The 23,580-nt window shown below is 35.0% G+C and carries 29 protein-coding genes; 8 read left to right on the top strand and 21 right to left on the bottom strand.

Annotated elements, in window-relative coordinates; genetic code table 11:
• Positions 1–22: 22 nt before the first annotated feature.
• From ACXVYO_RS22570 to ACXVYO_RS22560, 3 genes are all read right to left on the bottom strand, one after another.
• Positions 23–151, bottom strand: coding sequence for a GapA-binding peptide SR1P (locus ACXVYO_RS22570; protein WP_000536800.1), 129 nt, complete (start codon positions 149–151; stop codon positions 23–25).
• 59 nt (positions 152–210) lie between these two features.
• Positions 211–339 (bottom strand): GapA-binding peptide SR1P, encoded by a 129-nt coding sequence (locus ACXVYO_RS22565; protein ID WP_000536778.1) that lies wholly within the window; start codon positions 337–339, stop codon positions 211–213.
• Between the two features lie 194 nt (positions 340–533).
• Complete coding sequence (locus ACXVYO_RS22560; protein WP_097816903.1) at positions 534–830, bottom strand: DUF3055 domain-containing protein; 297 nt, start codon at positions 828–830, stop codon at positions 534–536.
• A gap of 127 nt (positions 831–957) precedes the next feature.
• Here ACXVYO_RS22560 and ACXVYO_RS22555 point away from each other — a divergent pair, with 127 nt between their 5' ends.
• On the top strand, positions 958–1,350 hold the full coding sequence (locus tag ACXVYO_RS22555; protein WP_073516266.1) for a DUF1885 family protein: 393 nt from the start codon (positions 958–960) through the stop codon (positions 1,348–1,350).
• Between the two features lies 1 nt (position 1,351).
• On the opposite strand, the gene ACXVYO_RS22550 is transcribed toward ACXVYO_RS22555, so the two are convergent.
• Positions 1,352–1,579, bottom strand: a complete 228-nt coding sequence (locus tag ACXVYO_RS22550) for a hypothetical protein (RefSeq protein WP_000705128.1) — start codon at positions 1,577–1,579, stop codon at positions 1,352–1,354.
• Between the two features lie 205 nt (positions 1,580–1,784).
• Between ACXVYO_RS22550 and ACXVYO_RS22545 the strand changes: the two genes are divergently transcribed.
• Both ACXVYO_RS22545 and ACXVYO_RS22540 read left to right on the top strand, forming a co-directional pair.
• A complete protein-coding gene (locus ACXVYO_RS22545; protein WP_458468530.1) occupies positions 1,785–3,179 on the top strand; it encodes an MBOAT family O-acyltransferase in 1,395 nt (464 codons plus the stop codon).
• A 13-nt stretch (positions 3,180–3,192) separates the two neighbouring features.
• Positions 3,193–4,410 (top strand): DHHW family protein, encoded by a 1,218-nt coding sequence (locus ACXVYO_RS22540; protein ID WP_458468529.1) that lies wholly within the window; start codon positions 3,193–3,195, stop codon positions 4,408–4,410.
• Positions 4,411–4,504: 94 nt separating this feature from the next.
• On the opposite strand, the gene lpdA is transcribed toward ACXVYO_RS22540, so the two are convergent.
• From lpdA to pdhA, 4 genes are all read right to left on the bottom strand, one after another.
• Entirely contained in the window at positions 4,505–5,917 is a 1,413-nt protein-coding gene (lpdA, locus tag ACXVYO_RS22535; protein WP_061678278.1) for a dihydrolipoyl dehydrogenase, read from the bottom strand.
• Between the two features lie 5 nt (positions 5,918–5,922).
• A complete protein-coding gene (gene pdhC / locus ACXVYO_RS22530; protein WP_098857205.1) occupies positions 5,923–7,209 on the bottom strand; it encodes a pyruvate dehydrogenase complex dihydrolipoyllysine-residue acetyltransferase in 1,287 nt (428 codons plus the stop codon).
• 93 nt (positions 7,210–7,302) lie between these two features.
• Positions 7,303–8,280: a pyruvate dehydrogenase complex E1 component subunit beta gene (gene pdhB / locus ACXVYO_RS22525; RefSeq protein WP_000068166.1), complete on the bottom strand. Its 978-nt coding sequence runs from the start codon at positions 8,278–8,280 to the stop codon at positions 7,303–7,305.
• Positions 8,281–8,283: 3 nt separating this feature from the next.
• Entirely contained in the window at positions 8,284–9,399 is a 1,116-nt protein-coding gene (pdhA, locus tag ACXVYO_RS22520) for a pyruvate dehydrogenase E1 component subunit alpha (RefSeq protein ID WP_000536893.1), read from the bottom strand.
• 513 nt (positions 9,400–9,912) lie between these two features.
• Here pdhA and ACXVYO_RS22515 point away from each other — a divergent pair.
• Positions 9,913–10,059 carry a YjcZ family sporulation protein gene (locus ACXVYO_RS22515; RefSeq protein WP_000274561.1) on the top strand — a complete coding sequence of 49 codons (147 nt, stop codon included), beginning with the start codon at positions 9,913–9,915 and terminating at the stop codon, positions 10,057–10,059.
• A gap of 160 nt (positions 10,060–10,219) precedes the next feature.
• Positions 10,220–10,774: a peptide deformylase gene (def, locus tag ACXVYO_RS22510; protein WP_000957060.1), complete on the top strand. Its 555-nt coding sequence runs from the start codon at positions 10,220–10,222 to the stop codon at positions 10,772–10,774.
• A 58-nt stretch (positions 10,775–10,832) separates the two neighbouring features.
• On the opposite strand, the gene ACXVYO_RS22505 is transcribed toward def, so the two are convergent.
• Entirely contained in the window at positions 10,833–11,606 is a 774-nt protein-coding gene (locus ACXVYO_RS22505) for a Cof-type HAD-IIB family hydrolase (RefSeq protein WP_000998280.1), read from the bottom strand.
• Between the two features lie 547 nt (positions 11,607–12,153).
• Here ACXVYO_RS22505 and ACXVYO_RS22500 point away from each other — a divergent pair.
• Together ACXVYO_RS22500 and rnjA are read left to right on the top strand one after the other, a co-directional pair.
• The gene (locus tag ACXVYO_RS22500; RefSeq protein WP_000576434.1) at positions 12,154–12,366 is read left to right on the top strand and encodes a DNA-dependent RNA polymerase subunit epsilon; all 213 of its coding nucleotides are present in this window, start codon (positions 12,154–12,156) and stop codon (positions 12,364–12,366) included.
• A gap of 4 nt (positions 12,367–12,370) precedes the next feature.
• Positions 12,371–14,038, top strand: a complete 1,668-nt coding sequence (gene rnjA / locus ACXVYO_RS22495) for a ribonuclease J1 (protein WP_073516272.1) — start codon at positions 12,371–12,373, stop codon at positions 14,036–14,038.
• 38 nt (positions 14,039–14,076) lie between these two features.
• On the opposite strand, the gene ACXVYO_RS22490 is transcribed toward rnjA, so the two are convergent.
• The 10 genes from ACXVYO_RS22490 to ACXVYO_RS22445 all read right to left on the bottom strand — a co-directional run bounded on the left by ACXVYO_RS22490 (position 14,077) and on the right by ACXVYO_RS22445 (position 21,067).
• Positions 14,077–14,742, bottom strand: coding sequence for a potassium channel family protein (locus tag ACXVYO_RS22490; protein WP_000504032.1), 666 nt, complete (start codon positions 14,740–14,742; stop codon positions 14,077–14,079).
• Positions 14,743–14,825: 83 nt separating this feature from the next.
• Positions 14,826–15,692, bottom strand: a complete 867-nt coding sequence (locus tag ACXVYO_RS22485) for a cytochrome C oxidase assembly protein (RefSeq protein WP_073516274.1) — start codon at positions 15,690–15,692, stop codon at positions 14,826–14,828.
• 254 nt (positions 15,693–15,946) lie between these two features.
• Positions 15,947–17,077, bottom strand: coding sequence for an N-acetyldiaminopimelate deacetylase (locus ACXVYO_RS22480; protein ID WP_458468528.1), 1,131 nt, complete (start codon positions 17,075–17,077; stop codon positions 15,947–15,949).
• A gap of 61 nt (positions 17,078–17,138) precedes the next feature.
• Positions 17,139–17,861 carry a 2,3,4,5-tetrahydropyridine-2,6-dicarboxylate N-acetyltransferase gene (gene dapD / locus ACXVYO_RS22475; RefSeq protein ID WP_073516277.1) on the bottom strand — a complete coding sequence of 241 codons (723 nt, stop codon included), beginning with the start codon at positions 17,859–17,861 and terminating at the stop codon, positions 17,139–17,141.
• Positions 17,862–17,932: 71 nt separating this feature from the next.
• Positions 17,933–18,817, bottom strand: coding sequence for a LysR family transcriptional regulator (locus ACXVYO_RS22470; RefSeq protein ID WP_061678286.1), 885 nt, complete (start codon positions 18,815–18,817; stop codon positions 17,933–17,935).
• A gap of 141 nt (positions 18,818–18,958) precedes the next feature.
• Positions 18,959–19,402 carry a cyclic-di-AMP-binding protein CbpB gene (gene cbpB, locus ACXVYO_RS22465; protein ID WP_016086509.1) on the bottom strand — a complete coding sequence of 148 codons (444 nt, stop codon included), beginning with the start codon at positions 19,400–19,402 and terminating at the stop codon, positions 18,959–18,961.
• A gap of 169 nt (positions 19,403–19,571) precedes the next feature.
• Positions 19,572–19,763: an antirepressor AbbA gene (gene abbA / locus ACXVYO_RS22460; RefSeq protein ID WP_000818083.1), complete on the bottom strand. Its 192-nt coding sequence runs from the start codon at positions 19,761–19,763 to the stop codon at positions 19,572–19,574.
• A 108-nt stretch (positions 19,764–19,871) separates the two neighbouring features.
• Entirely contained in the window at positions 19,872–20,390 is a 519-nt protein-coding gene (locus ACXVYO_RS22455) for a ribonuclease H-like YkuK family protein (protein ID WP_000896653.1), read from the bottom strand.
• A gap of 74 nt (positions 20,391–20,464) precedes the next feature.
• Positions 20,465–20,614: a hypothetical protein gene (locus tag ACXVYO_RS22450; RefSeq protein WP_061678287.1), complete on the bottom strand. Its 150-nt coding sequence runs from the start codon at positions 20,612–20,614 to the stop codon at positions 20,465–20,467.
• A gap of 216 nt (positions 20,615–20,830) precedes the next feature.
• A complete protein-coding gene (locus ACXVYO_RS22445; protein WP_000055151.1) occupies positions 20,831–21,067 on the bottom strand; it encodes a YkuJ family protein in 237 nt (78 codons plus the stop codon).
• Between the two features lie 233 nt (positions 21,068–21,300).
• On the opposite strand from ACXVYO_RS22445, the gene ACXVYO_RS22440 reads away from it, so the two are divergent.
• Complete coding sequence (locus ACXVYO_RS22440; RefSeq protein ID WP_458468527.1) at positions 21,301–21,537, top strand: glutaredoxin family protein; 237 nt, start codon at positions 21,301–21,303, stop codon at positions 21,535–21,537.
• Between the two features lie 110 nt (positions 21,538–21,647).
• Here the strand turns inward: ACXVYO_RS22440 and ACXVYO_RS22435 are convergent, their stop codons facing one another.
• Complete coding sequence (locus ACXVYO_RS22435) at positions 21,648–22,136, bottom strand: DUF3993 domain-containing protein (protein WP_061678288.1); 489 nt, start codon at positions 22,134–22,136, stop codon at positions 21,648–21,650.
• 182 nt (positions 22,137–22,318) lie between these two features.
• Positions 22,319–23,536 carry an EAL domain-containing protein gene (locus ACXVYO_RS22430; RefSeq protein ID WP_000564301.1) on the bottom strand — a complete coding sequence of 406 codons (1,218 nt, stop codon included), beginning with the start codon at positions 23,534–23,536 and terminating at the stop codon, positions 22,319–22,321.
• Between the last annotated feature and the right edge of the window lie 44 nt (positions 23,537–23,580).

The raw sequence follows: 23,580 nt of genomic DNA, 5'->3' as shown, positions 1-23,580 counted from the left end.
ATAATAATCTACTTATTTATAATTAAGCTTTCGCTTTGTCTTTATTAGCACAGTCACAATTTGTACCACATTTTCCGTAAAGCACTGTCGTTTTTTCATCTTCAAAATGACCGATTGTTCCTTCACATACTTGGCATACGATTGTTCCCATTTTTCATTTCCCCCTAAGTTTATGGTCCTAAAAACTTTTAGCTGTCCATTTGCTATCAATTATTGGGCTTTTGTATGCTCTGTGTGATCACATCCGCAAGATCCACATTTCCCGTAAAGTACCGTTACTTTCTCATCCTCGAAGTGTGCAATTGTACCTTCACAATCTTGACATACGATCGTTCCCATTTTTCATTTCCCCCTAAGTTTATAATCCCAAAAACTTTTGTAACCGCTTAACTTTCTGTCTTTATTTTAATATGTTATACTTTTTACGTCAATAGGTTTTTAGTATAACACATTAAATATTTTTAATTTAAATTAGTATGCGATATTCAAACGAAAAAACAGCCATATTTATACGTACGACTGTTTTACATTAATTATTCTTCATATTCCGCATGCAAAGAAGTAGATGGGACTAAAAATTTTAAAAATTGAGCTAACTCCGCCGCTTCCTCTTCTGATCCTAATTTAAAAACTTCCTGTATATGTTGCACATTCTCTACATCATCTCGTCCAAGTAAAGTAGATCTTCCTGTTTGCATGCAAACAATGAGTGGCTTTCCAAAAAACATATTTGTATAAATAACACCAAAATCATAACGAGTATCATGTGTCATAAACCCCAAAAATCGTACCTTCACACTTTCATGCTCATCATACAATTTTTCAAACATCGGTTTCCACCTTTCTACATCACCTTTCATTAGTATATTAAACAAAAAAAGGAATACTCCTTTTAATTGTCAAAAAATTCAGCAGGATGTAGAATGATAGTATTCTACTAAGTTAGGGGGAACTTATATGCAACATGCCTTTATTACGCTTGTACCTAAATCCAATCAACAATCTGTTTCAATAGATGATATAAAACAACTTTTTCTTTACTATCAAACAGTTACTTCCAAAACTGGTGTTCAAATTAATTACGCTTATACAAATACCGCTTTTCCTTATGAAATTTTAGAAACATCAGCAACAACATTAAAACTACAATCTACTCACGATCGATATGACTCCATTTATGTTGGTGTTGGTATAGAAAAAGAACAATCTTTTATTCAGATTTCTTTACCACCTAATGCAACATTTGGTGATAAAGGAAAAGCAAATGAATTTTGCCGTTTTCTAGCGAAGAAATTAGAAGGAGAATTACAATTATTTAATGGAAGAACAATGTATTTCTATAAACGTTAATTTAAAAACAAAAATAAATGATTAGAAAGATCATACTATTTGTGCAAGTAAGAAGTATTGCTTTTCTCCTTGCACTTAGTATGACATACGCTATTACATACGCTAAGTACAAAAATATAAGAAAAAGAAAAATTTTATAATGTAATTTATCACGACTTGACAATAATAACACTGCTGAAAATCCACTCCATAAAACTAGATGAAAAAATGAAGCTAGCGTAATTTTCATAGCGTTACCCCCTTCTTCTTCCTATTATATGCTTCAGCTCTTTCTTTTTAGTATTTTTAAGGCACCCCTACATAACCATTATTTCCCTGCGAATACCCTTCTTTTTCATATCATATCCCTTATGTTTCTTTTTAATATAGATTATTACACTGTCACATGTTATTGTAATTCTAAAGAATTATACTCAGAAAGGAATTAACAAAAAGTGGTATTTAGTAATTTATTTTTCTTATGTCTGTTTCTACCAGCAATTCTTTTTGTGTACTACTCAGTACGGAAAGAATTACAAAACATAGTTCTTCTATTATTTAGTTTATTATTTTATGCTTGGGGAGAACCAATATATGTCTTCCTAATGCTTTTTTCTATTTTCATCAACTATTGGTTCGGAATATGGCTTAATAAGGACCAACTGTCTAGTGCAAATAGAAAAGTCATTCTTACTATAGCAATCGTTGTCAATATTGCTATACTAGGATATTTTAAATACGCTAATTTCTTAGTAGATAATATAAATGGAATTTTTCATACAAACATTGTACTCGAAAAAATCCCCTTGCCAATTGGAATTTCATTTTTCACTTTCCATGCAATGAGTTATATTATCGATATTTACAAGAAAAAAGTAGAAGCTCAGCGAAATCTATTTGATCTCGCACTATACTTTACCATTTTCCCACAATTAGTAGCAGGACCAATTGTTCGATATAATACAATCGCTCATCAATTACATGTTAGAACAGTTACTGCTGATAAGTTTTCAGAAGGAATTCGTCGTTTCATCATTGGATTGGGAAAAAAGGTTTTAATTGCGAATCAATTGGGAGCTATTGCTGATGAAATATTTGCGATGGACCCAGCAACAATGAGCGTATCTACCGCTTGGATTGGCGCAATCGCTTACACATTACAAATTTATTTCGATTTTTCAGGTTACAGTGATATGGCAATTGGATTAGGAAAAATGTTTGGATTTGATTTCTTAGAAAATTTCAATTACCCATATATTTCAAAATCCATCTCTGAATTTTGGCGTCGTTGGCACATTTCACTTGGTTCTTGGTTCCGTGATTATGTTTATATTCCACTAGGTGGGAATCGAGTGTCTACTTGGAAAATCTATCGTAATCTCTTCATTGTATGGGCGTTAACCGGATTTTGGCATGGAGCTAGTTGGACATTTATGATTTGGGGTATTTATTACGGATGTTTAATTGCTTTAGAAAAGGCTGGTTTCGAAAAAATATTACAAAAATTATGGTGGCCGATTCAACACGTATACGTTATGTTTTTAGTGATTATTGGTTGGGTTTTCTTCCGTGCTGATAATTTTAGCTACTGCTCAAAATTTTTACAAGCAATGTTCGGATTAAATGGATCGTTAACTGACATTACGAGTTATTTCTATGTAATGAATTATTGGGGAATCTTTATACTTGCTATTATTACATCGGCTCCAGTTTTCTCTTGGATCAAGAATCTATTAGCAAATAAAAAGGTAGTCATTTTATCTCCACTTTATTACTTGAGTGTTTTAATTATAACTATGATGTATTTAACGAATGCAACTTACAATCCATTTATTTACTTCCGCTTCTAAAGGAGGGCTAACTATGAAAAATTTCACTAATCGTATATTAATTACAGGATTTCTCGCTATTATTTTTGGAATGTGTATATGGACCGGAAAAATAATATATTGGGACAAAAAAGGTTTTTCTGATTTTGAAAATAGAGAATTAGCTTTGAATCCAGTCCTAACTATTGATACTATAAAATCCGGAAAATATTTCAAAGATACTGAATTACATTTTACAGATCACATTGCAGCACGAGACCGATTTATTGAAACATACACAAAGTTACAAATGAAATTCAATCGAACTTTCGTAAATAACAATTATGTTGCAGATGACGGTTTCATTTTATCTGCACCTACAAAAATAGATATGCGTGATCAAATTAAACAATCTGTTAATGAATTAGAAAACTTACAAACTCAATTTCCAAAAACAGAATTTTATTTCTTGTTAGCTCCAAGTAAACTAACGGCATTTTCGTATAAATACCCGCCATATGTAGATCGTGGGTACGATCAAAAGCATCGCGATTATTTTGTACAAGAGTTACAGAAAATAAATTTCCCTGTTATTGATATTCTTCCTGCTTTTCAAAAAGAATTTACTCATGAACAATTAGAAGATCTGTACTTTAAAACCGATCACCATTGGAATATGAAGGGTGCATTTTATGCATACGAACAAACAATGAATCACATTACTCATGAATCTAAAATAGTTAAAGGTAATGCTGTTAATCGAGATGATTATAAAATAACTACAGAAAAACCGAATGGACAATTTATCGGTAGTTGGAATAAACAACTGTACAATTTAATAAAAACACCTGAAACAATCCCATATGTACAATTAAAGCAAAACCCAAATATGTGGGATAATTACACTGTATATCTCGGTCCAAAATCAGAAGAATCGATGCAAATGCCAATGAAGGAATTCTTTGCAGCAGACAAAAATAAGCTTTCACCAGACTATAGTTCTGTTTACCAAACAGACTATGCACAGATAAACATCTTAAATCCAGATGCAAAAAACAAACTACATGCTGTCATTATTAAAGATTCTTATGCAGATGCAACTTATCCTTTATTTGCACAAGAGTTTGAACAAACAACATTTATTGATCCACGATTTGCGGCAAGTAAAAATATAAAACAAGACCTCGAAAAACTAAATGCTGATATCGTGTTATTCCTTTATAATGACACTAGTACAAATAAAGAAATGTATCAATTTGAAAATAAAGAATAAAAACAAGAGGTGAATCGAAGAGATTCACCTCTTGTTTTTCTATGCATATAACAAAAAAAAACGTCTTCTAAATTTAGAAGACGTTTTTTTATAATTATTTTACAATGTGAATTGGCATTCCAAGAGCAACTTCAGCTGCTTCCATTGTGATTTCACCTAATGTTGGGTGAGCATGGATTGTTTGAGCGATATCTTCCGCAGTCATTCCTGCTTCGATAGCTAAACCAATCTCAGAGATAATATCAGAAGCGCCTGCACCTGCAACTTGAGCACCTACAAGAAGACCGTCTTCTTTACGTGTTACAAGTTGTAGGAAACCGTCAGTGCTGTTTAATGATAACGCACGACCGTTTGCAGCGAATGGGAACTTAGATACAGCTACTGTCATTCCTGCTTCTTCTGCTTGTTTCTTAGTGTAACCAACAGATGCTAATTCTGGATCAGTGAAGCATACTGCAGGAATTCCGATGTAATCGATTGCTGATGCATGGCCACTAATTGCTTCAACAGCTACTTTACCTTCGTAAGAAGCTTTGTGAGCTAATGGTGGTCCAGGAACGATATCACCGATTGCATAGATATTTGGTACGTTTGTACGACATTGCTCATCGATTTCGATGATGCCGCGGTCAGTCATTTTAACTCCAACTTGCTCAAGACCGATTTCTTGAGTGTTTGGACGACGACCTACAGTTACTAATACGTAATCTGCTTCTACAGTTTGGATTTCACCTTTAACTTCAAAGCTAACTTTTACGCCAGTTTCTGTTTCTTCAACGCCTTTAGCCATAGCTTTTGTATGGATATTAACGTTACCTTTCTTTTGAAGAGCACGTTTAACAACAGAGCTCATAGCTTTTTCGAAACCAGCTAAGATTTCGTCGCCAGCTTCTACTACAGTAACTTCTGTACCGAAGTTAGCATATGCAGTTCCTAATTCCATACCGATGTAACCGCCGCCGATTACAACAAGTTTTTTAGGAATTTCAGGTAAGCTTAAAGCGCCTGTAGAGTTGATAACACGTTTAGAGTATTTGAATCCTGGAATTTCGATTGGTGTAGAACCAGTTGCAAGAACAGCATTTTTAAACGTATACGTTTGAGCTGCATCTTCAGTCATTACGCGTAATGTGTTAGCATCTACGAAGTAAGCTTCACCGCGAATGATTTCAACTTTGTTACCTTTAAGAAGGCCTTCAACACCGCCAGTTAATTTCTTAACTACGCCGTTTTTCCATTCTTGAACTTTTGTAAAGTCAACTTTTACGTTCTCTGCAGTGATACCCATGTCATCAGAATGCATTGCATTCTCATAACGATGACCTGCATTGATTAACGCTTTTGAAGGAATACATCCAACGTTTAAGCATACGCCACCAAGGTTAGCTTTTTCAATAATTGCTACCTTTTGACCTAATTGTGCTGCACGAATTGCCGCAACGTATCCACCAGGACCTGCACCAACAACGACTGTATCTAATTCAATTGGGAAATCTCCTACTACCATTGTTATTACGCCTCCATTACTAATAATTGTGGGTCATTCAATAGACGTTTAATTTGGTTTAATGCTTTTTGAGCAGTTGCGCCGTCAATTAAACGATGGTCAAAGCTTAGAGATAATGCTAATACTGGAGCTGCAACGATTTCACCGTTTTTCACAACTGGCTTCTCAGCGATACGGCCGATACCAAGGATTGCTACTTCTGGGTGGTTGATAACTGGAGTGAACCATTGTCCACCTGCAGAACCAATGTTTGTGATTGTGCAAGAAGCACCTTTCATTTCAGCCGGAGCTAAACGACCATCACGTGCTTTACCAGCAAGATCATTGATCTCGTTAGAAATAGTGAAGATAGACTTGCGATCTGTATCTTTAACAACTGGTACTAATAGACCTTTGTCTGTATCAGCTGCGATACCGATGTTGAAGTAATGTTTATGAACTACTTCTTGAGAAGCATCATCTAAAGAAGTGTTTAACATTGGGTATTCACGTAATGCAGATGTTAAAGCTTTAACAACGTATGGAAGGTAAGTTAATTTAATACCTTTGTCAGCTGCAACAGCTTTGAACTTCTTACGGTGAGCAACAAGTTCTGTTACATCTACTTCATCCATTAATGTTACGTGAGGAGCTGTATGCTTAGAGTTAACCATTGCTTTAGCAATCGCTTTACGGATACCACTCATTTTCTCACGAGTTTCTGGATATTCACCAGCTGGGATTGGTTGTGCTTTTGGTGCTTCTTCTTTCGCTGCTGGAGTAGCTTCTACTGCTGCAGGAGCCTCAGTTGCTGCTACTGCTTGTCCACCATTTGCAAATGCATCGATGTCAGCTTTTACGATACGGCCGTTCTTACCAGAACCAGCTACTTTATGAATGTCTACGCCGTTTTCACGAGCATATTTACGAACAGATGGCATAGCGATTACGCGCTCATTTACTACTTCTGCAGTTGCTGCTGGAGTAGCTTCCGCTGCTGGAGCTTCTACTGCTGCTTCTTCAGCTTTTGGAGCTGCATCATGATCGTCACCTTTAAATTTAAGGTTTTCGTATCCAGGAGCATCAAATTTAATTAATGTATCTCCTACAATTGCAACTGTTCCTTCTTCTACAAGTACTTCAAGTACTTTACCTTTAACAGGAGAAGGGATTTCTACTACTGCTTTATCATTTTGTACTTCAAGAAGTACATCGTCTTCGTTTACTTCATCGCCTGGTTTAATAAACCATTTTACGATTTCACCTTCGTGGATACCTTCACCGATATCTGGTAGTTTAAATTCAAATGCCACGGAATTCAGCCCCCTGATTCATTTCATTATTATGGAATATGTACAAAAGAAACCAGCATGTGCTGATTTCTTTTGCACATGATAAGCTAAAAATTAGAAGTTCATTACTTTGTTAACAGCTTCAACAATATCTTTATGGTTTGGTAACCATACGCTCTCAGCTTGAGAGAATGGGAATACTGTATCAGCAGCTGCAACACGTACAACTGGAGCTTCTAAGTTTAAGATTGCACGGTCGTTAATTTCCGCTACAACGTTAGCTGCAATACCAGCTTGTTTTTGTGCTTCTTGAACTACAACTACGCGACCTGTTTTTTCAACAGAAGCGATGATAGTTTCGATATCTAATGGTTGAACTGTACGTAAGTCAACAACCTCTAAAGAGATACCTTCTTTTTCAAGTTCTTCAGCAGCTTTTAATGCAGCGTGAACCATAGCACCGTAAGCGATAACAGATACATCTGTACCTTCACGTTTGATATCAGCTTTACCTAAATCAATTGTGTATTCGCCTTCTGGTACATCTTGACGGAATGAACGGTACAATTTCATATGCTCTAAGTAGATAACTGGGTCGTTGTCACGAATCGCAGAGATTAAAAGACCTTTTGCATCGTATGGAGTAGATGGAATAACAACTTTTAGACCAGGTTGTTGAGCCACTAATCCTTCTAAGCTATCAGCATGTAGTTCAGGAGTATGAACACCGCCACCGAATGGAGAACGAACTGTTACTGGAGCAGTCCAACGTCCACCAGAACGGTAACGCATACGAGCTAATTGACCAGAAATTGAATCCATTACTTCATAAACGAAACCGAAGAATTGGATTTCTGGAACTGGACGGAAACCTTCTAATGCAAGTCCAACTGCAAGTCCACCAATACCAGACTCTGCAAGTGGAGTATCCATTACACGATCTTCACCGAATTCAGCTTGTAAACCTTCAGTAGCACGGAATACACCGCCGTTTACACCAACGTCTTCACCAAACACAAGTACGTTAGGGTCATTTTTCATTTCAACGCGTAAAGCATCAGTGATTGCTTGAATCATTGTCATTTGAGCCATGGCTTACTTCGACTCCTTTTCTTTGTAAATTTCATATTGTTCAGCTAAGTTGTAAGGCATTTTTTCGTACATGATTTCCATTAAATCAGTAACTTTTTGTTTTGGAGCTTGGTCAGCCTTAGCAATTGCTTGTTTGATATCTTCTTTTGCTTCTTCGATTACTTTCTCTTCAACTTCTTGAGACCATAGGCCTTTGTTTTCTAAGAATGCACGGAAGCGTACGATTGGATCTTTTTGTTCCCATTCGTTCTCGATATCTTTTGTACGGTAACGAGTTGGGTCATCACCAGCCATTGTATGTGGACCGTAACGGAATGTTAAAGTCTCGATTAAAGTAGGGCCTTCACCGTTTACTGCACGCTCACGAGCGAAAGCAGTTGCTGCGTATACAGCTAATGGATCCATACCGTCTACTTGAATTCCGTAAATACCTGCTGCTACTGCTTTTTGTGCTACAGTTTTAGCTGCAGATTGCTTTTCTACTGGAGTAGAAATTGCATAACGGTTGTTTTGTACAACGAAGATTGCTGGAGCTTTGAAAGCACCTGCAAAGTTCATACCTTCGTAGAAGTCACCTTGTGAAGCACCACCGTCACCAGTGTAAGTAATTGCAACAGATTTTTTACCACGTAGTTTCATACCTAACGCAACACCAGCAGTTTGGATGATTTGCGCACCGATGATGATTTGTGGAGCAAGTGCATTTACGTTCTCAGGCATTTGGTTACCCATGAAATGTCCACGAGAGAATAAGAATGCTTGGTATAATGGTAAACCGTGCCATACTAATTGTGGCACATCACGATATCCTGGTAAGATGAAATCTTCTGCTTCAAGTGCGAAATGACTTGCTAATTGAGAAGCCTCTTGTCCAGCTGTTGGTGCGTAGAAACCTAAACGTCCTTGACGGTTTAAAGAAATAGAACGTTGATCTAGTACGCGAGTATACACCATACGGCGCATTAATTCTTTTAATTGATCATCAGATAATTCAGGCATAGCTGCTTCATTCACAACTTCGCCTTTTTCATTTAAAATTTGTAATGTCTCAAATTGAGCTGCGATAGCTTTCATTTGCTCATCAACATTAAATAGGGTCTTTTTTGTTTTAGTACCCATTCCGTTCACCTCTTCCTCTCTTGAACCATATTCTGAAACGCTTTCACTATCTATTAGCTAGACTGAAAACGCAACAATGTAAACCAACAAATTTATCTGTCGGTTGAGAATAATTTTGTGTACCTAACAATCTGTACTAATGTTTTTTCAGAAACATATTAATACAATCTTGATCACGTTTTTTAGTTTACAACTATTCTAATTACGATGTCAATTACTTTGGTTACGTTTTTTTATAAATAATCTGCAGGTTTCTTCTACACAAACGTGTTTTTATTTTTCACATCTGTATTAGTAAGCATTAACCTACTGTTATATTATTCCCTTTTCAACTTATTTTTTCTCTTAGAATAATATGTAAACGATTTAATTCTCTTTAGTTTTTCTCTCTTCTTAGCAAAAATATACAAACTCTTCTTCCTTTTATAGGTAATTACCCATACATTTCTACTCTTCCCTCCATACATTATAGTAACCGCAGTGTTAGCGGGAAATGATAAAGGAGGTCATCTCATGTACGGATACTCATATTGCTATCCAACTTGTTCAAATCCTTCCTACGGTTATGGCGGTTCTTGTGGCGGGTCTGGACGCGGCTTCGCCTTAATCGTTGTGTTGTTTATTCTTTTAATTATCGTTGGTGCTGCTTGCATTCGCTAATGTAAAATGAAACAACTATGGAAAGAAACAGACGGCTTTGCCGTCTTTTCTTTTTTTACATACATATTCTATAGTAAAACACTTTCCAAAGTGCTTCCTTACTTGTCGATGACTTTTTCCACCTCCTTTGGTAGACTAAAGAAGAAAGGAGAGATTACATATGCTTACAATGAAAGATGTAATTCGCGAAGGAGATTCTATTTTGCGAAACGTTGCAGAAGAGGTATCAATGCCGGCGAGCGAAGAAGATACAACTGCCCTTAAAGAAATGATTGAATTTGTAATAAATAGCCAAGATCCTGAAATGGCTGAAAAATATAGTTTGCGCCCTGGAATCGGATTAGCTGCTCCACAAATCGGTATTTCGAAGAAAATGATTGCGGTTCATGTAACTGATACGGACGGTACGTTATATAGTCATGCATTATTCAACCCAAAAATCATTAGTCATTCTGTTGAACGTACATATTTACAAAGTGGGGAAGGCTGTCTATCAGTAGACCGTGAAGTACCTGGTTATGTCCCTCGTTACACAAGAATTACAGTGAAAGCAACATCTATCAACGGAGAAGAAGTAAAATTACGTTTAAAAGGTTTACCGGCAATCGTATTTCAGCATGAGATTGACCATTTAAATGGTGTTATGTTCTATGACCACATTAATAAAGAAAATCCATTTGCTGCTCCTGACGATTCAAAACCTTTAGAGCGATAATAAAAAAAGGCGGAGTTAATCTTCCGCCTTTTTTATATGAAATGGGTTCCATATTCACTTATAGCAATCCAGCCCATTTTAATCCATGATATATGCCGTCTTCACTAACATCCTTTGTCACGTGATTTGCAAGTTTTTTCAAGTCTTCATGACCATTCCCCATCACAATACCTGTCCCAACTGCTTCGATCATTTCTAAATCATTTAATCCATCTCCAAATGCATACACTTGTTCACGGTTAAATCCTAATTTTTCAATGAATTTCTCAATTCCTTTTGCCTTCGAACCACCATTCGGAATAATATCCATTGAATATGCATGCCAGCGAATAAAATGAAAGTCTGGGTAATGATTAATAAACTTTTCTTCTTCATTCACTTCACAGAAAAGAAGTGTTTGATAAATATTACGTTTCTCATAGAAATCAGGTTCATATGCCGGATGCTCAAAATTTAAGCTTCCAAAACCTTCTTTCACATAATCATGATATTCCACTGATGCTCTCATTTCTTGATGATCAAGATATACAAGTGGATATCCTTCTTGTTTTGCAAACTGAGTAAACTTATGTAAGGCAGCTGGATGTAACGGGTTATTAAATATTACCTCATCTTCAAATACAACGTACTGTCCATTAAAGCTAACATAATTATGTATATTGAGTTCCTCACGAATATCTTCAAACATAAATGGCGCACGTCCTGTCGCAATTGCTACATGCACACCTTTTTCTTGTAAATGTCTTACTGCATCTCGTGTAGATTGCGGAATCTTCTTATCGTGATCTAATAATGTTCCATCAATATCAAAAAAGACAATTTTATCATTCATTTGTCAAAATCCTTTCCGTTACTCTATATTCCTATTTTGATTATCGCTTTTCAAATTCTAAAAAAAAGTATAACATATTAAACATCTGTGAAGAAAGCGTTCACTTTCTGACCTTTTTTATAAAACCTGCATATATATATTAGTAAAAAATGTGGATACTTGTTCGTATGAATTTTCTTTTCTATTCTTTCTCATACTATACCTATAACTAACGGCTACTAATCGTTACTATAGAATAACTTTCCCTGTATGAGAAAGGACAAGATTCAACATTCACTTTTGTCTTCTTTCTTATACCAGAGACGGAGTTTTCACTAGTAATATGCATGTTTAAAATAAGGAAAGGAAGGAGTAATCATGCTGAAGAAGCTGAAGAAAAAGCTCAAGCGTTATTTAAAAGATTTAGTCCGTAAAAAGACAATCGCTTAAATTGTGCCCATTTCGGGCTTTTTCTTCATTCTCATTCGAAAAAACATGAAAATCGTGACTGTTTGCTTTATAATAAGTAACAGATAATGCAAAACATAGACAAGGAGAGGTTTTCCAAATGATTTTTAAAGTATTTTATCAAGACAAAATGACTGAGGTTCCAGTACGTGAAAATACAAAAGTTTTATATTTAGAGGCTACGTCTGAAAAGGATGTTCGTAAGAAATTAAATAAGTTCGCATATAATATCGAGTTCGTTCAGTCTGTTACTGGTGCTCATCTTGAATATGAAAAAGAAAACGCTGATTTAACATTAGCGGAAATCGTATAGTCATATGAAATTTCTAAAGAATGATCAAGCTGCCGTTTTTGCTTTAGGTGGACTTGGTGAAATCGGTAAAAATACATATGCTGTTCAATTTCAAGATGAAATTATTATTATTGATGCTGGAATTAAATTTCCAGAAGACGAACTCCTCGGAATCGATTATGTAATACCAGATTACACTTATTTTGTGCGAAACGAAGATAAAATTAAAGGGTTATTCATTACACATGGTCACGAAGATCATATCGGTGGAATTCCTTACTTGTTACGTCAAGTAAACATCCCGATTTATGGTGGGAAATTAGCAATTGCGCTAATCAAAAACAAATTAGAAGAGCACGGATTACTTCGTAAAGCAAAACTTTATGAAATTCAAGAAGATGATGTTATTAAATTTAAAAAGACATCTGTTTCCTTCTTCCGTACAACTCACAGTATCCCAGATTCATACGGAGTTGTTGTGAAAACACCTCAAGGACAAGTTGTTCATACTGGTGATTTCAAATTTGATTTCACACCAGTCGGTGAACCAGCTGACTTAACAAAAATGGCTGAAATCGGAAAAGACGGTGTACTTTGTCTCTTATCTGACAGTACAAACAGTGAAGTTCCAAACTTTACAATGTCTGAGCGCCGTGTTGGTGATAGTATTCAAGATATTTTCCGCAAAGTAGATGGTCGTATTATCTTCGCAACCTTTGCATCAAATATCCATCGTCTACAACAAGTTGTTGAAGCGGCTGTTGAAAACAATCGTAAAGTTGCTGTGTTCGGTCGCAGTATGGAAGCAGCGATTGAAATCGGGCAAAACCTCGGTTATATTCGCTGTCCTAAAGATACATTCATAGATACATCTCAACTAAACCGCCTACCGGCTAATAAAGTTGTTATTTTATGTACAGGTAGTCAAGGTGAACCAATGGCAGCACTTTCACGTATTGCTAATGGTACTCATCGTCAAATTCAAATCATTCCTGGCGACACAGTTGTTTTCTCTTCTTCACCAATCCCTGGTAACACGATTAGTGTAAGCCGTACAATTAACATGTTGTATCGCGCTGGTGCTGATGTAATCCACGGAAAACTGTCAAACATTCATACGAGTGGACACGGTGGACAAGAAGAACAAAAACTAATGCTTCGTCTAATTAAACCGAAGTATTTCATGCCAATTCATGGTGAATATCGCATGCAACGTATGCATATGAAGTTAGCAAATGATTGTGGTATTCCAGAAGAAAACTGTTTCATCATGGATAATGGAGATGTTCTTGCTCTTCGTTCAGATGAAGCAAGCGTAGCTGGTAAAATACCATCCGGATCTGTCTATATTGACGGAAATGGTATTGGAGATATCGGTAATATCGTATTACGTGATCGTCGTATTCTTTCTGAAGAAGGACTTGTTATTGTAGTTGTAAGCATTGATATGAAAGAGTTTAAAGTTGCAGCAGGACCTGATATTATCTCACGTGGTTTCGTGTATATGCGCGAAAGTAGTGATTTAATTAATGATGCTCAAACATTAATTACAACTCATTTAGAAAAAGTAATGGAGCGTAAAACAACACAATGGTCTGAAATTAAAAATGAAATTACAGACACATTAGCACCATTCCTATATGAAAAAACGAAACGTCGCCCAATGATTTTACCAATCATTATGGAAATATAAGAAAAAGGACAATACCTTCATGGTATTGTCCTTTTCTCTTATCTTAAAAAGTGTTTAAAACGATCTACTTCATCGTCATGACCAATTACAATTAATATATCTCCCGCTTGAATATTTTCCGTAGCTCGAGGAGATACAATAACTTCTTTACCACGTTTAATGGCTACAATATTCAATCCAAACTTCGCACGAATATCTAATTCGATTAAAGAATGACCATCAATTTTTTTATTTGCAATAATCTCTACAATACTATGCTCATCTGAAAGCTCAAGATAGTCTAATACATTACTTGATGCAATATTATTAGCAATCCTTTTTCCCATATCACGCTCTGGGTGCACAATGTGATCTGCCCCTATTTTACTTAACACTTTTTCATGGTAATCATTTTGAGCTTTTACAGTAATATTTTTTACACCTAACTCTTTCAGAATTAATGTTGTTAAAATACTTGAATTTAAATTGTCTCCAATAGCAACGACTACATGGTCAAAATTACGAATACCAAGGCTTTTTAATACCATCTCATCTGTCGAATCTGCAATTACAGCATGCGAAGCTATATTTGCAAACTCATTAATTTTATCCTCATCTGAATCAATTGCCATTACTTCCATACCTAATTGAGCGAGTTCCCGACAAATACTTCCACCAAAACGTCCAAGCCCAATGACAGCAAATTCTTTCTCTTTTTCACCCACAGGAATTCCTCCAATAACATCGAATACTATGTATTTTTATTGTAACATACTTTAGATTTGCTACAAAAACCTGTATATCATTCTTATTTTTGTTTTTGCATATAAAAATACTGTTGTAAATAAAATGCGATACTGAAAATTAACATAGCAAATACAAATATATTTCCAAATGAACTAAATGTTTCAAAAACGAATAATAACGTTTCTTGTCCGAAGAAAGCAAATAGTAGTTGTGTAAATGCGAATAGCAATGCCAATATGTAATGATGTTGATGGAATAAATAATGTGTTGCACCTAAAAAAGCGATAAACGAAATGATGAAAATCCACCAATTTTCTAAAAACAGTTGCCAATTAGTAAATTGATATCCATTTACTAATATCGCAATAATTGCTATAACCGCCATCGTTGGCACACTCCAAAATAATGCTCGTCCTCTAAAGAAGAGAGTTCCTTTAACATCACCTTTTTCATGTGCAATGTATGTTAGTACTACCGTACTTATATACAAAACTGAAAGAATCGTTAAAACGATAATAAGCCAAAAATGCAATTGATAATACTCATGCTCTATGTTTGTCACGATAGCTGCTAACATACATGGGATTAGCATTCCAGTCCAACCATCTACTTTTCTTTCATTCCAAAACACCGTGTTACCAATCCGTATTCCTAACAACATAAAAATAATGATACCTAGTACAAATAATGTCGTTTTATTCCCTACTAAACTCGTTGAGAAAGCAATCAATCCAATAAATAAAAAGAGCACAAACCCATTCATAATTTCTAATACAGGTGATAAATATCTCTTCACCCATTTATATGTTTCGTCATATTCATGTTTATCTACTAAACGGTAGGCATAAAAACTTATCCCAAAATACACCGCCGCAATAATAACATACGCATATAAGACGAAACACAACATTGCACTGCTAATTTGCACGTAATTCCCCACCCTTTTTTCTATGTTTCACATTGATTTTACACACGTTCTACACGAAATGTAAACATATATAAGCTAGTTAACTAACCATCTTCTCAATAAGCGATAATGAATAATGAGCAGCGGCTCAAAACCACTGCTCATTACTTTATCCATTTGTATGCCGATGTATATCCAAAACAAATATGAAAGATGTTTTCATCTTGGAACTAACAAGTATCCTCTTTAAATTTTTGCAAATTTGGCGAGAGAGTTTACTTTCTAGTTCCTTTCCACTTCACATATTGATCTAAAAATGCGATAGCTTTCTCAATAGCCTCTTCATCTGGTTTTAATTTTGCGTGGTGTAAACCATATTCTGAATTTACCCCAAGCCAAAACATAAATCCAGGAATCTCTTGAAGCATATAACCAAAATCTTCCCCTGTCATTGCCTCAGTACATGTAATTACATTCATATCAGTTTGTTCACTTACAAACTGCATAAACTCTCTTGTTAATGCTTCATGGTTATATACTTGATGATACATCGCCCCGTAGTCAATGGCCGCTTCACATTGAAAGGAAGCTTCTATACCTGCAACAATTGCCTCAATCCTACTTTTAACACGACCCATTGATTCCACTGATAACGTTCGAATCGTTCCTTCTAACCGAGACTTTTCTGCTATGATATTTTGAACTGTACCACCTGTTATTTTTCCGATTGTAATTACTGCACTATCAAGAGGATTCACATTACGACTAATAACAGATTGAAGTTGTGTAACAAGGTGACTTGCTGCAACAATCATATCATTTGCAGTATGCGGATAGGCTGCATGTCCACCTTTCCCCTTTAAATCAACATATAACTCTGATGTGTTCGCAAATAATAGCCCCTCTTTTGTTGCAATTGTTCCTACAGCATATTCAGGTGCAATATGAAGACCAAGAATTATATCCGGCTTCCATTCTTTTAGCTCTTCACTCTCTAACATAGGAAGAGCCCCTCCTGGACCTTCTTCAGCTGGTTGGAATAGAAACACAAGGTCATCATCTATTCGTTCTGTTACAGCTGCTGTTAGAAGGCCTAAACCGATTGTTGTATGCAAATCGTGTCCACATGCATGCATCATTCCTTCATGAATAGAAGCAAACTCATATCCAGTTTCTTCGGTAATTGGTAAACCGTCTATATCTGCGCGATAACCGATAATTTTTTCTGGATTTTTTCCATTTACTTTAACAATGACACCCGTTTTCCATACTTTCACTTCCACATACTCATTCGAAAGCGTCCCTATGTAGTCTAAAATATACTGTTGTGTTTTCCACTCTTTAAATCCTATTTCCGGTATTTTGTGTAAGTCTCTACGTATTTGAATGAATTTGCTTACTGCCATTTTTGCACCTCTATCTATAAAAAGCGTAAGAGCCCGTTATGCTCTTACGCTTTTTTTGTTTTTATTTCTCTGGGTTTAATTGACGAAGCTCTTGTTTAATTTCAGTTTTTGCTTTTGTCTTCTCATCAATCTCTTTAATTACACGTGCTGGAGTACCCGCAACAACTGTATATGGAGGCACATCTTCTGTTACAACAGCGCCTGCTGCTACAACTGCACCTTTACCTACTGTAACGCCTTCTAACACAACTACGTTAGCACCAATTACAACATCATCTTCAACAATAACTGGTTTTGCTGACGGCGGCTCAATAACACCTGCAAGTACTGCACCCGCACCTACGTGACAGTTCTTACCAACCGTTGCACGTCCACCAAGTACCGCGTTCATGTCGATCATAGAACCTTCACCAATTACAGCACCGATATTAATTGTTGCATTCATCATAATAACAGCGTTGTCGCCGATTTCAACGTGGTCACGAATAATCGCGCCTGGCTCAATACGAGCTTTAATACCTTTTAAATCAAGCATTGGAATTGCAGAATTACGACGGTCATTTTCAACAACATAATCAACAATGTGCTTGCTATTTTCATCAAGAATTGTCTTAATATCAGACCATTCTCCAAATAATACACCAGACTTTTTATTTACAAATGCTTGTACCGTTTCAGGGAATGTTACTTCTTTTAAATCCCCTTTTATGTATACCTTTACAGGAGTTTTCTTTTCACTTTTTTGAATAAACGAAATAATTTCGTTAGCGTCCATCATTTTCATTCTTGTTGCCTCCTAAATCCATTTATAATGTTACTCTACCAAACGATAGAGCGAGTAGCAAGATAATAATCCTATTTTTCCATTTGAATTTCTTCTATAATTTCTAAAAATGCCCGTACTTGCTTCAATTGTCTGGCGGATTCACTCGTCAATAACCATGTTTCTCTCGTTAATTGAACAGGTGTTTTATACATATTTTCCTGTACTTCTTTTAAAACAGTAGAAGGTAAAAGAGCATAACCTATACCATTTAAAACGAGTTGTTTGCAAGTCTCAATTTGATCAACCACTATTGTTCTTTTAGGTGGATTAGAAAATAAACCATACCACCAATTTTGTATTTGTCCATAATAAGTCGAATCACTTTTAAATTGAATAAATGGTCTATTTGTTTCTTTTAACATCGAAATATCTTTTATTTCCTTATCCACTAAATACAGTTCATCTTCAAATAATTGTTGTTTCTGACCTTTATATTCTTGTGTGCCTCTCAATATAGCAACATGAACGTCCCCTTCATAAAATTGCTTTTGCACTTCACTACTCCAGCCAGTAAACAGCGATATTTTCACAGAAGGGTATTTATGTACAAACTTCTTCAAAACAGGAGGAAGCCAATATTGACCAATAACTGATGCAACAGCTATTTTTAACGTTCCGTGAGTTTCTGTTCTAAAAACAGCTAGCTCACTTTTAATATCCTCTTCCTTTTGTAGCATTTCTTTTGCATAATTTGCGACTTTTTCCCCTTCAGGTGTAATTGTCAATCCTTTTTGTGAACGAATAAAAAACTTCATTCCCCATTGCTTCTCCATAGATTGTAATCGTTGACTAAGCGCAGGTTGTGAAACAAATAAACGTTCCGCCGCTTTTCTCATATTTGATTCCTGAGCTAACACAACCATCATTTGAAAATCATCAATTTGCAACTTTCTCCCTCTTTCCTTAGCTTCCATACACCTTATCTCAATAAGCTTTTCATCCTTAATTTAACTATATACTCTTATATTTTTTATCTTTTTAAATATAATACATACACAACTGATATGCACGAAAAAAAGTGACTCCTCCGCTTCTATGAAGTCACTTTTCTCACATTATCGATTATGTTGTCTTACTTTTTTATTCAACAATTTTAAAATAGCTCGACGCGTTAAAATCCCCTCAAAATATCCCTCTTCATTGACAGCGCAAATAAAAGGATGATCAATTGTCATTTCTAAAGCTTTTGCAAATGAATCTTCTAACTTAAGAACCGGAATATCTTCCTTCATCACCTGTTCTACTTTCATTTCATCAAGTCGTTCAAACTCGATGCGCTCTAGACCTAACATACCGTCTAAAATCATAGCAGTACTAATTAACCCATGTAATTTATACATCGGGTCTAAAACAGGTATCGCCGAATATCCAGATTTCACAAGAACGAGTAAAGCATGCTCTAAACCATTCCCCATTTGGACATGTGCTACTTTTTCTGATGAAATCATTAAATCTTTCACAAAAATTTGTTGAAACTCGTCTTTCGGAATACTAATCATGTTACATCCCCCATCTTCCCTTTTTCCTACTTTTAATCACTGACTCTATTCACATTTTATGATAGCGTTTTCATATTATTATTTTGTCCTTACTTTATTTCAATAAAAACAAAATTACACAGCTATTTTAGCATACAACACAAAAAAAAGACTACCATTCCGGTAGCGCTTAATACCCCTTATTTTTTAATCTGTAAAATAGCCTTGTGATTTTTTTATATTGCGTCACATCTGTCCGTTTTAAACCATTCTCAATATCTGTAAGTTCCACAGCTAAAATTTCACTCGCATAATTTTGCTGAAATAAAATATCTAGTAACAAACTCTCTTCTTCTTCTGTTAAAACAACTTCCCTTTTCATATACCCCTCTCCTTATACTCGCATCGTTACTCTTATTATATAAAATTTCCAGCCTATTTAATAGATGTAATATTCAGTTTTTGGTGAAAGATATATAAAAATTGTTTTTTATTTCGTATATCGATTTGCATAACTAAACGCCGCATAAGCATCTGGCTTAATTTTTGCAGTTAATCCCATCGCTTGAATTTTCGCTGTCATATCTAGAATAAATTCTTTTGTTAAACCATCATTTCCGATGTCTAAGTGAATTTCCATTATAAATCCAGCCCCATCTTGAGCATAGGGATGCAATAAATCCCATATTGTTTGTATATGTTTTGGAGTAAATAGGCATGCAATTTCTTGGCTAAACTGCGTCTCTAAATATATTTTCTCACGTAAAGTTGCTGGCTTATCTTTCACTGATTTATGGTGTAAACACCCCCAGGCACCTTTTCCAACGCGATGAATATGAATTGCCGTAATAAACCTTGTATCCTTTTGATGTGCTTGTGAGTCTGTCCCAATGGATAAGCGATATAAATTTCGTGGATCCTTTTCAATGAAGCTACAAATACGGCTAAAGACCATATCAAAATTTAAATGTCTCTCTGAAACATTATAAAATGTATGTTCACCGGCCACATAGTCACGTCCTTTCAATTAGACAGACTTTTCGTATTCTCATTGTATGGGACAAAAATAAAAATTATAACTTCCTATCCTTTATTCGTTTCAATATTTCGAATTACATACTGGCAAACTTGGCACGTATAAATTACATTTTGATTCGATTGAGCCGTTAATACATGAATAATCTCAGCAGAATTGTGACATTTAGGACAAATCACAACTGGTAAACGTTCCATACAACACACCTCCTCGTTACTTTTATCCCGCTATTTGCTTTCCGTAAACACCCAATTGATGATGGCTAATAATCAGTATAGGACGAAGTAGCCCCACTGATTACAATTTCACTTTATTACCATTGTAGGAAAAATGAAAAATCCCTATACATATATGCTAAAAAGTAATAGAACTAAAAAAGGTGTTGCCATATGGCAACACCTTTTTTATATGTATCAAGAAATGATATCGTAAATCTCAATTGCAACCATGTCGATATTATCGAATTGATACACTTGAGGTTTTTCACCTTGTTGATACACTTCTAACTCATACATTTCACTTTTATCGAAAAATTTCACGCTACATTTGCGCTCACCGTTCACTTCAAAATAGCGTTGTGCTACTTCACCGCTTTCAGCTTGTTCTTGTAGACTAACAAGTCGAGTTAAAATTCCTTGGAGTAGAGACATGAAATCTCTCCTTTCTCTGATCTTCCTACCAATAGGTTTTACAGCTATACTCATTCTATCCGTCATAACAGAAAAAATGTTCCACAGTCTAGGATAAAGGTTATTGGCCAGAAACTCAACTAAAAATTTGTCGAAATGCGAAGGAAAAAACAGAAAGAACATCTTTTCCCTTCTTTATTGCGATTTTTATACTGGAAGAATATAATAAAATACAGAAAAAAGGAGGAATTACAATGAAAAAAATTGAGGTTTACACACAACCTGATTGTCCGCCATGTGTCATTGTGAAAGAATTTTTAAAGCATAATAACGTTGCATATGAAGAATTTGACGTAAAAAAAGACGCTGCTGCACGCAATCGTCTTTTACATGACTATGATTCGTATTCAACTCCAACAGTTGTAATTGATGGAGAAGTTGTTGCTGGTTTTCAAATTGAAAAATTACAACAGCTACTCAATATTGAATAAGAATAGGTAAAGACCTATTCTTATTCAATATTTGTGGGTAGTAATAGCCCGATTGGTGCAGGCTATTACTCAGTGAGAGGTTAATATCCCCCACCGATTAAAGTTTTACTTTATAATTGTTGTAATCTTTTTATTTCAGTTAAAAGTTCTTGACTTTCATGATATCCAGCCATTTTCCATTTCCCTTGATCTCTTTGCAATGTTACAATTTGATATTGTCCACTTTTTGCCCGCTCATATACATATAAAATTTTATGCTCTTCATCATATGACATTTTCGTTTCTGAATGAAAAGAAAACGGCGCTTCTTTTGCTGGAAGTAAATATTCACCACTTTGTTTATCACTTCTACTATTTTCATCTGTAAATACTTGAAGGAAATTCTCTGTAAAATATGGTGATAACGTTTCTATCATCTTATTCATCGGCAAATGCTTCCCACGAATTGAGAATTGGGTTTCATAGCCTTTTTGTATCGTTGTAAACACTTCTTTCTGATCGATTTTCACTTCCTCTTTTCCTAAAACAGTTGTGACACTATAACCAACTAGAAAGGCAACGCATACAAATAGAACTAACCATATTCCATATTTCCTCATTTTTTCACCTTCCTTTTAAGAGAACTTGTCTTTGTAGTATTCATTGTAACAATGATTATGCCAAGAAAGGGCTGGTTTCGTTCGTAAAATCTTTACAACGATAGACAGCATTTTCATCACCATTTTCACTATTACCAATTTATGATAAAAACAAACAAAAAATGCACGAATCTCTTCGTGCATTAAAATAAAACATCTTCTTCATATAAATATTCATACGATAAATCTATAAATAAAAAGTTTTCATCATCAATTGGGAAAGAAAATGTTCGTACCATCTCACCGGTTTCAATATCAGCATATAAATCTGAAAGTCTTGCCTTATTTTCAAAACGCATTTTCATAATATTTTCTAGAAAATACGGACGCCAACTCCAGTTCTTCATATAATACTCAGGCATCACAATCCATTCCCCATCTTTTTTCATAACGTTTCCTGATTGTTGGAAACCATCTTCGTTACAAATAAATATGCGGAAACTATACTGTGATACACTTTGGCTAAATTGTAATAACCAATCATTTATATCTTCATTCTTTTTCTGTTTGGCTAGAACATCACCAATTCGATCACGTAACATTTCTGTCAAATTATAAATTTTTTGTAATTTCTTCTTCTCATGTTGAATAAATTGATGACACTCATTACCAAGTCGTTCTTTCAAAACGTTCGTTTCAATAAAATCAGGTAAGCACTCTTTCAAATAATTCCCTTGATAATATCTACCACCGTTTTTCCAAGCATATTGTAGTTGATAAAAAGCATCTATTTCTTCATACAACAATGTCGCACCAATTCTTCTAGCAAGTAATGATAAAGAATATAAAATATCTTGATAAGATTGTAAAAGTGCAGTTTGCCTTAAGTTTGTTAAATCTACTTTTAAAATATCTGGCGCTAGCACGCTAATACGTTCTAAATTACTTGTACCCGTTCCGACTTTATTAATCGAAATTTGAATACCATATGTACGATAATACATAAGCAAATGATTAAATTGCTCTATATCTTCTTTACATTCATGTTCTGTAATTTCTAAAACAATGTGTTTCAAATTTAAACCTTGCTCTTCATACATCAATAAAAGTTGAAGTAAACTTTCATCATCATCGTTCATTAATACGTTAGCATTCCGATGTATAAATAATAATAGTTTTTGATCACTTTCTAAATAACGATTTAAAGCTTTTTCTACTATAATGTTATCCGCTTCCAGTTGAAACTCACTTGGAATAGAATCATCATGAAAGAAAGAAGCTAAACTTTGTATGCCCTCTTCTGTTTGAATACGTCCTACTACTTCATATCCAATTACAGTATGCTCATCAGCACTAAAAATAGCTTGATAATAAGGAAGGACTTTATCCAAGTTACTCATTACATCTAATGCATCTATCAACGTGCTTCCCTCCCTTTACTTTTCAAAAATTATAACATGATATT

The organism is Bacillus sp. BC08 (assembly GCF_054326875.1).
This window is presented reverse-complemented; position numbering and strand designations above follow the sequence as displayed.

Excerpts from the sequence above, each read along its gene's own strand:
- rnjA (WP_073516272.1), top strand. The coding sequence starts at position 12,371 with ATGAAATTTCTAAAGAATGATCAAGCTGCCGTTTTTGCTTTAGGTGGA.
- ACXVYO_RS22445 (WP_000055151.1), bottom strand. The coding sequence starts at position 21,067 with ATGTCTCTACTCCAAGGAATTTTAACTCGACTTGTTAGTCTACAAGAA.
- pdhB (WP_000068166.1), bottom strand. The coding sequence starts at position 8,280 with ATGGCTCAAATGACAATGATTCAAGCAATCACTGATGCTTTACGCGTT.
- abbA (WP_000818083.1), bottom strand. The coding sequence starts at position 19,763 with ATGAAAAGGGAAGTTGTTTTAACAGAAGAAGAAGAGAGTTTGTTACTA.
- ACXVYO_RS22570 (WP_000536800.1), bottom strand. The coding sequence starts at position 151 with ATGGGAACAATCGTATGCCAAGTATGTGAAGGAACAATCGGTCATTTT.
- ACXVYO_RS22500 (WP_000576434.1), top strand. The coding sequence starts at position 12,154 with ATGATTTTTAAAGTATTTTATCAAGACAAAATGACTGAGGTTCCAGTA.
- ACXVYO_RS22555 (WP_073516266.1), top strand. The coding sequence starts at position 958 with ATGCAACATGCCTTTATTACGCTTGTACCTAAATCCAATCAACAATCT.
- ACXVYO_RS22560 (WP_097816903.1), bottom strand. The coding sequence starts at position 830 with ATGTTTGAAAAATTGTATGATGAGCATGAAAGTGTGAAGGTACGATTT.
- ACXVYO_RS22440 (WP_458468527.1), top strand. The coding sequence starts at position 21,301 with ATGAAAAAAATTGAGGTTTACACACAACCTGATTGTCCGCCATGTGTC.
- ACXVYO_RS22470 (WP_061678286.1), bottom strand. The coding sequence starts at position 18,817 with ATGGAAGCTAAGGAAAGAGGGAGAAAGTTGCAAATTGATGATTTTCAA.
- pdhA (WP_000536893.1), bottom strand. The coding sequence starts at position 9,399 with ATGGGTACTAAAACAAAAAAGACCCTATTTAATGTTGATGAGCAAATG.
- def (WP_000957060.1), top strand. The coding sequence starts at position 10,220 with ATGCTTACAATGAAAGATGTAATTCGCGAAGGAGATTCTATTTTGCGA.
- ACXVYO_RS22480 (WP_458468528.1), bottom strand. The coding sequence starts at position 17,077 with ATGGCAGTAAGCAAATTCATTCAAATACGTAGAGACTTACACAAAATA.
- cbpB (WP_016086509.1), bottom strand. The coding sequence starts at position 19,402 with ATGATTAGTATTCCGAAAGACGAGTTTCAACAAATTTTTGTGAAAGAT.
- ACXVYO_RS22565 (WP_000536778.1), bottom strand. The coding sequence starts at position 339 with ATGGGAACGATCGTATGTCAAGATTGTGAAGGTACAATTGCACACTTC.
- dapD (WP_073516277.1), bottom strand. The coding sequence starts at position 17,861 with ATGAAAATGATGGACGCTAACGAAATTATTTCGTTTATTCAAAAAAGT.
- ACXVYO_RS22505 (WP_000998280.1), bottom strand. The coding sequence starts at position 11,606 with ATGAATGATAAAATTGTCTTTTTTGATATTGATGGAACATTATTAGAT.
- ACXVYO_RS22450 (WP_061678287.1), bottom strand. The coding sequence starts at position 20,614 with ATGGAACGTTTACCAGTTGTGATTTGTCCTAAATGTCACAATTCTGCT.
- ACXVYO_RS22540 (WP_458468529.1), top strand. The coding sequence starts at position 3,193 with ATGAAAAATTTCACTAATCGTATATTAATTACAGGATTTCTCGCTATT.
- ACXVYO_RS22550 (WP_000705128.1), bottom strand. The coding sequence starts at position 1,579 with ATGAAAATTACGCTAGCTTCATTTTTTCATCTAGTTTTATGGAGTGGA.
- lpdA (WP_061678278.1), bottom strand. The coding sequence starts at position 5,917 with ATGGTAGTAGGAGATTTCCCAATTGAATTAGATACAGTCGTTGTTGGT.
- ACXVYO_RS22515 (WP_000274561.1), top strand. The coding sequence starts at position 9,913 with ATGTACGGATACTCATATTGCTATCCAACTTGTTCAAATCCTTCCTAC.
- ACXVYO_RS22435 (WP_061678288.1), bottom strand. The coding sequence starts at position 22,136 with ATGAGGAAATATGGAATATGGTTAGTTCTATTTGTATGCGTTGCCTTT.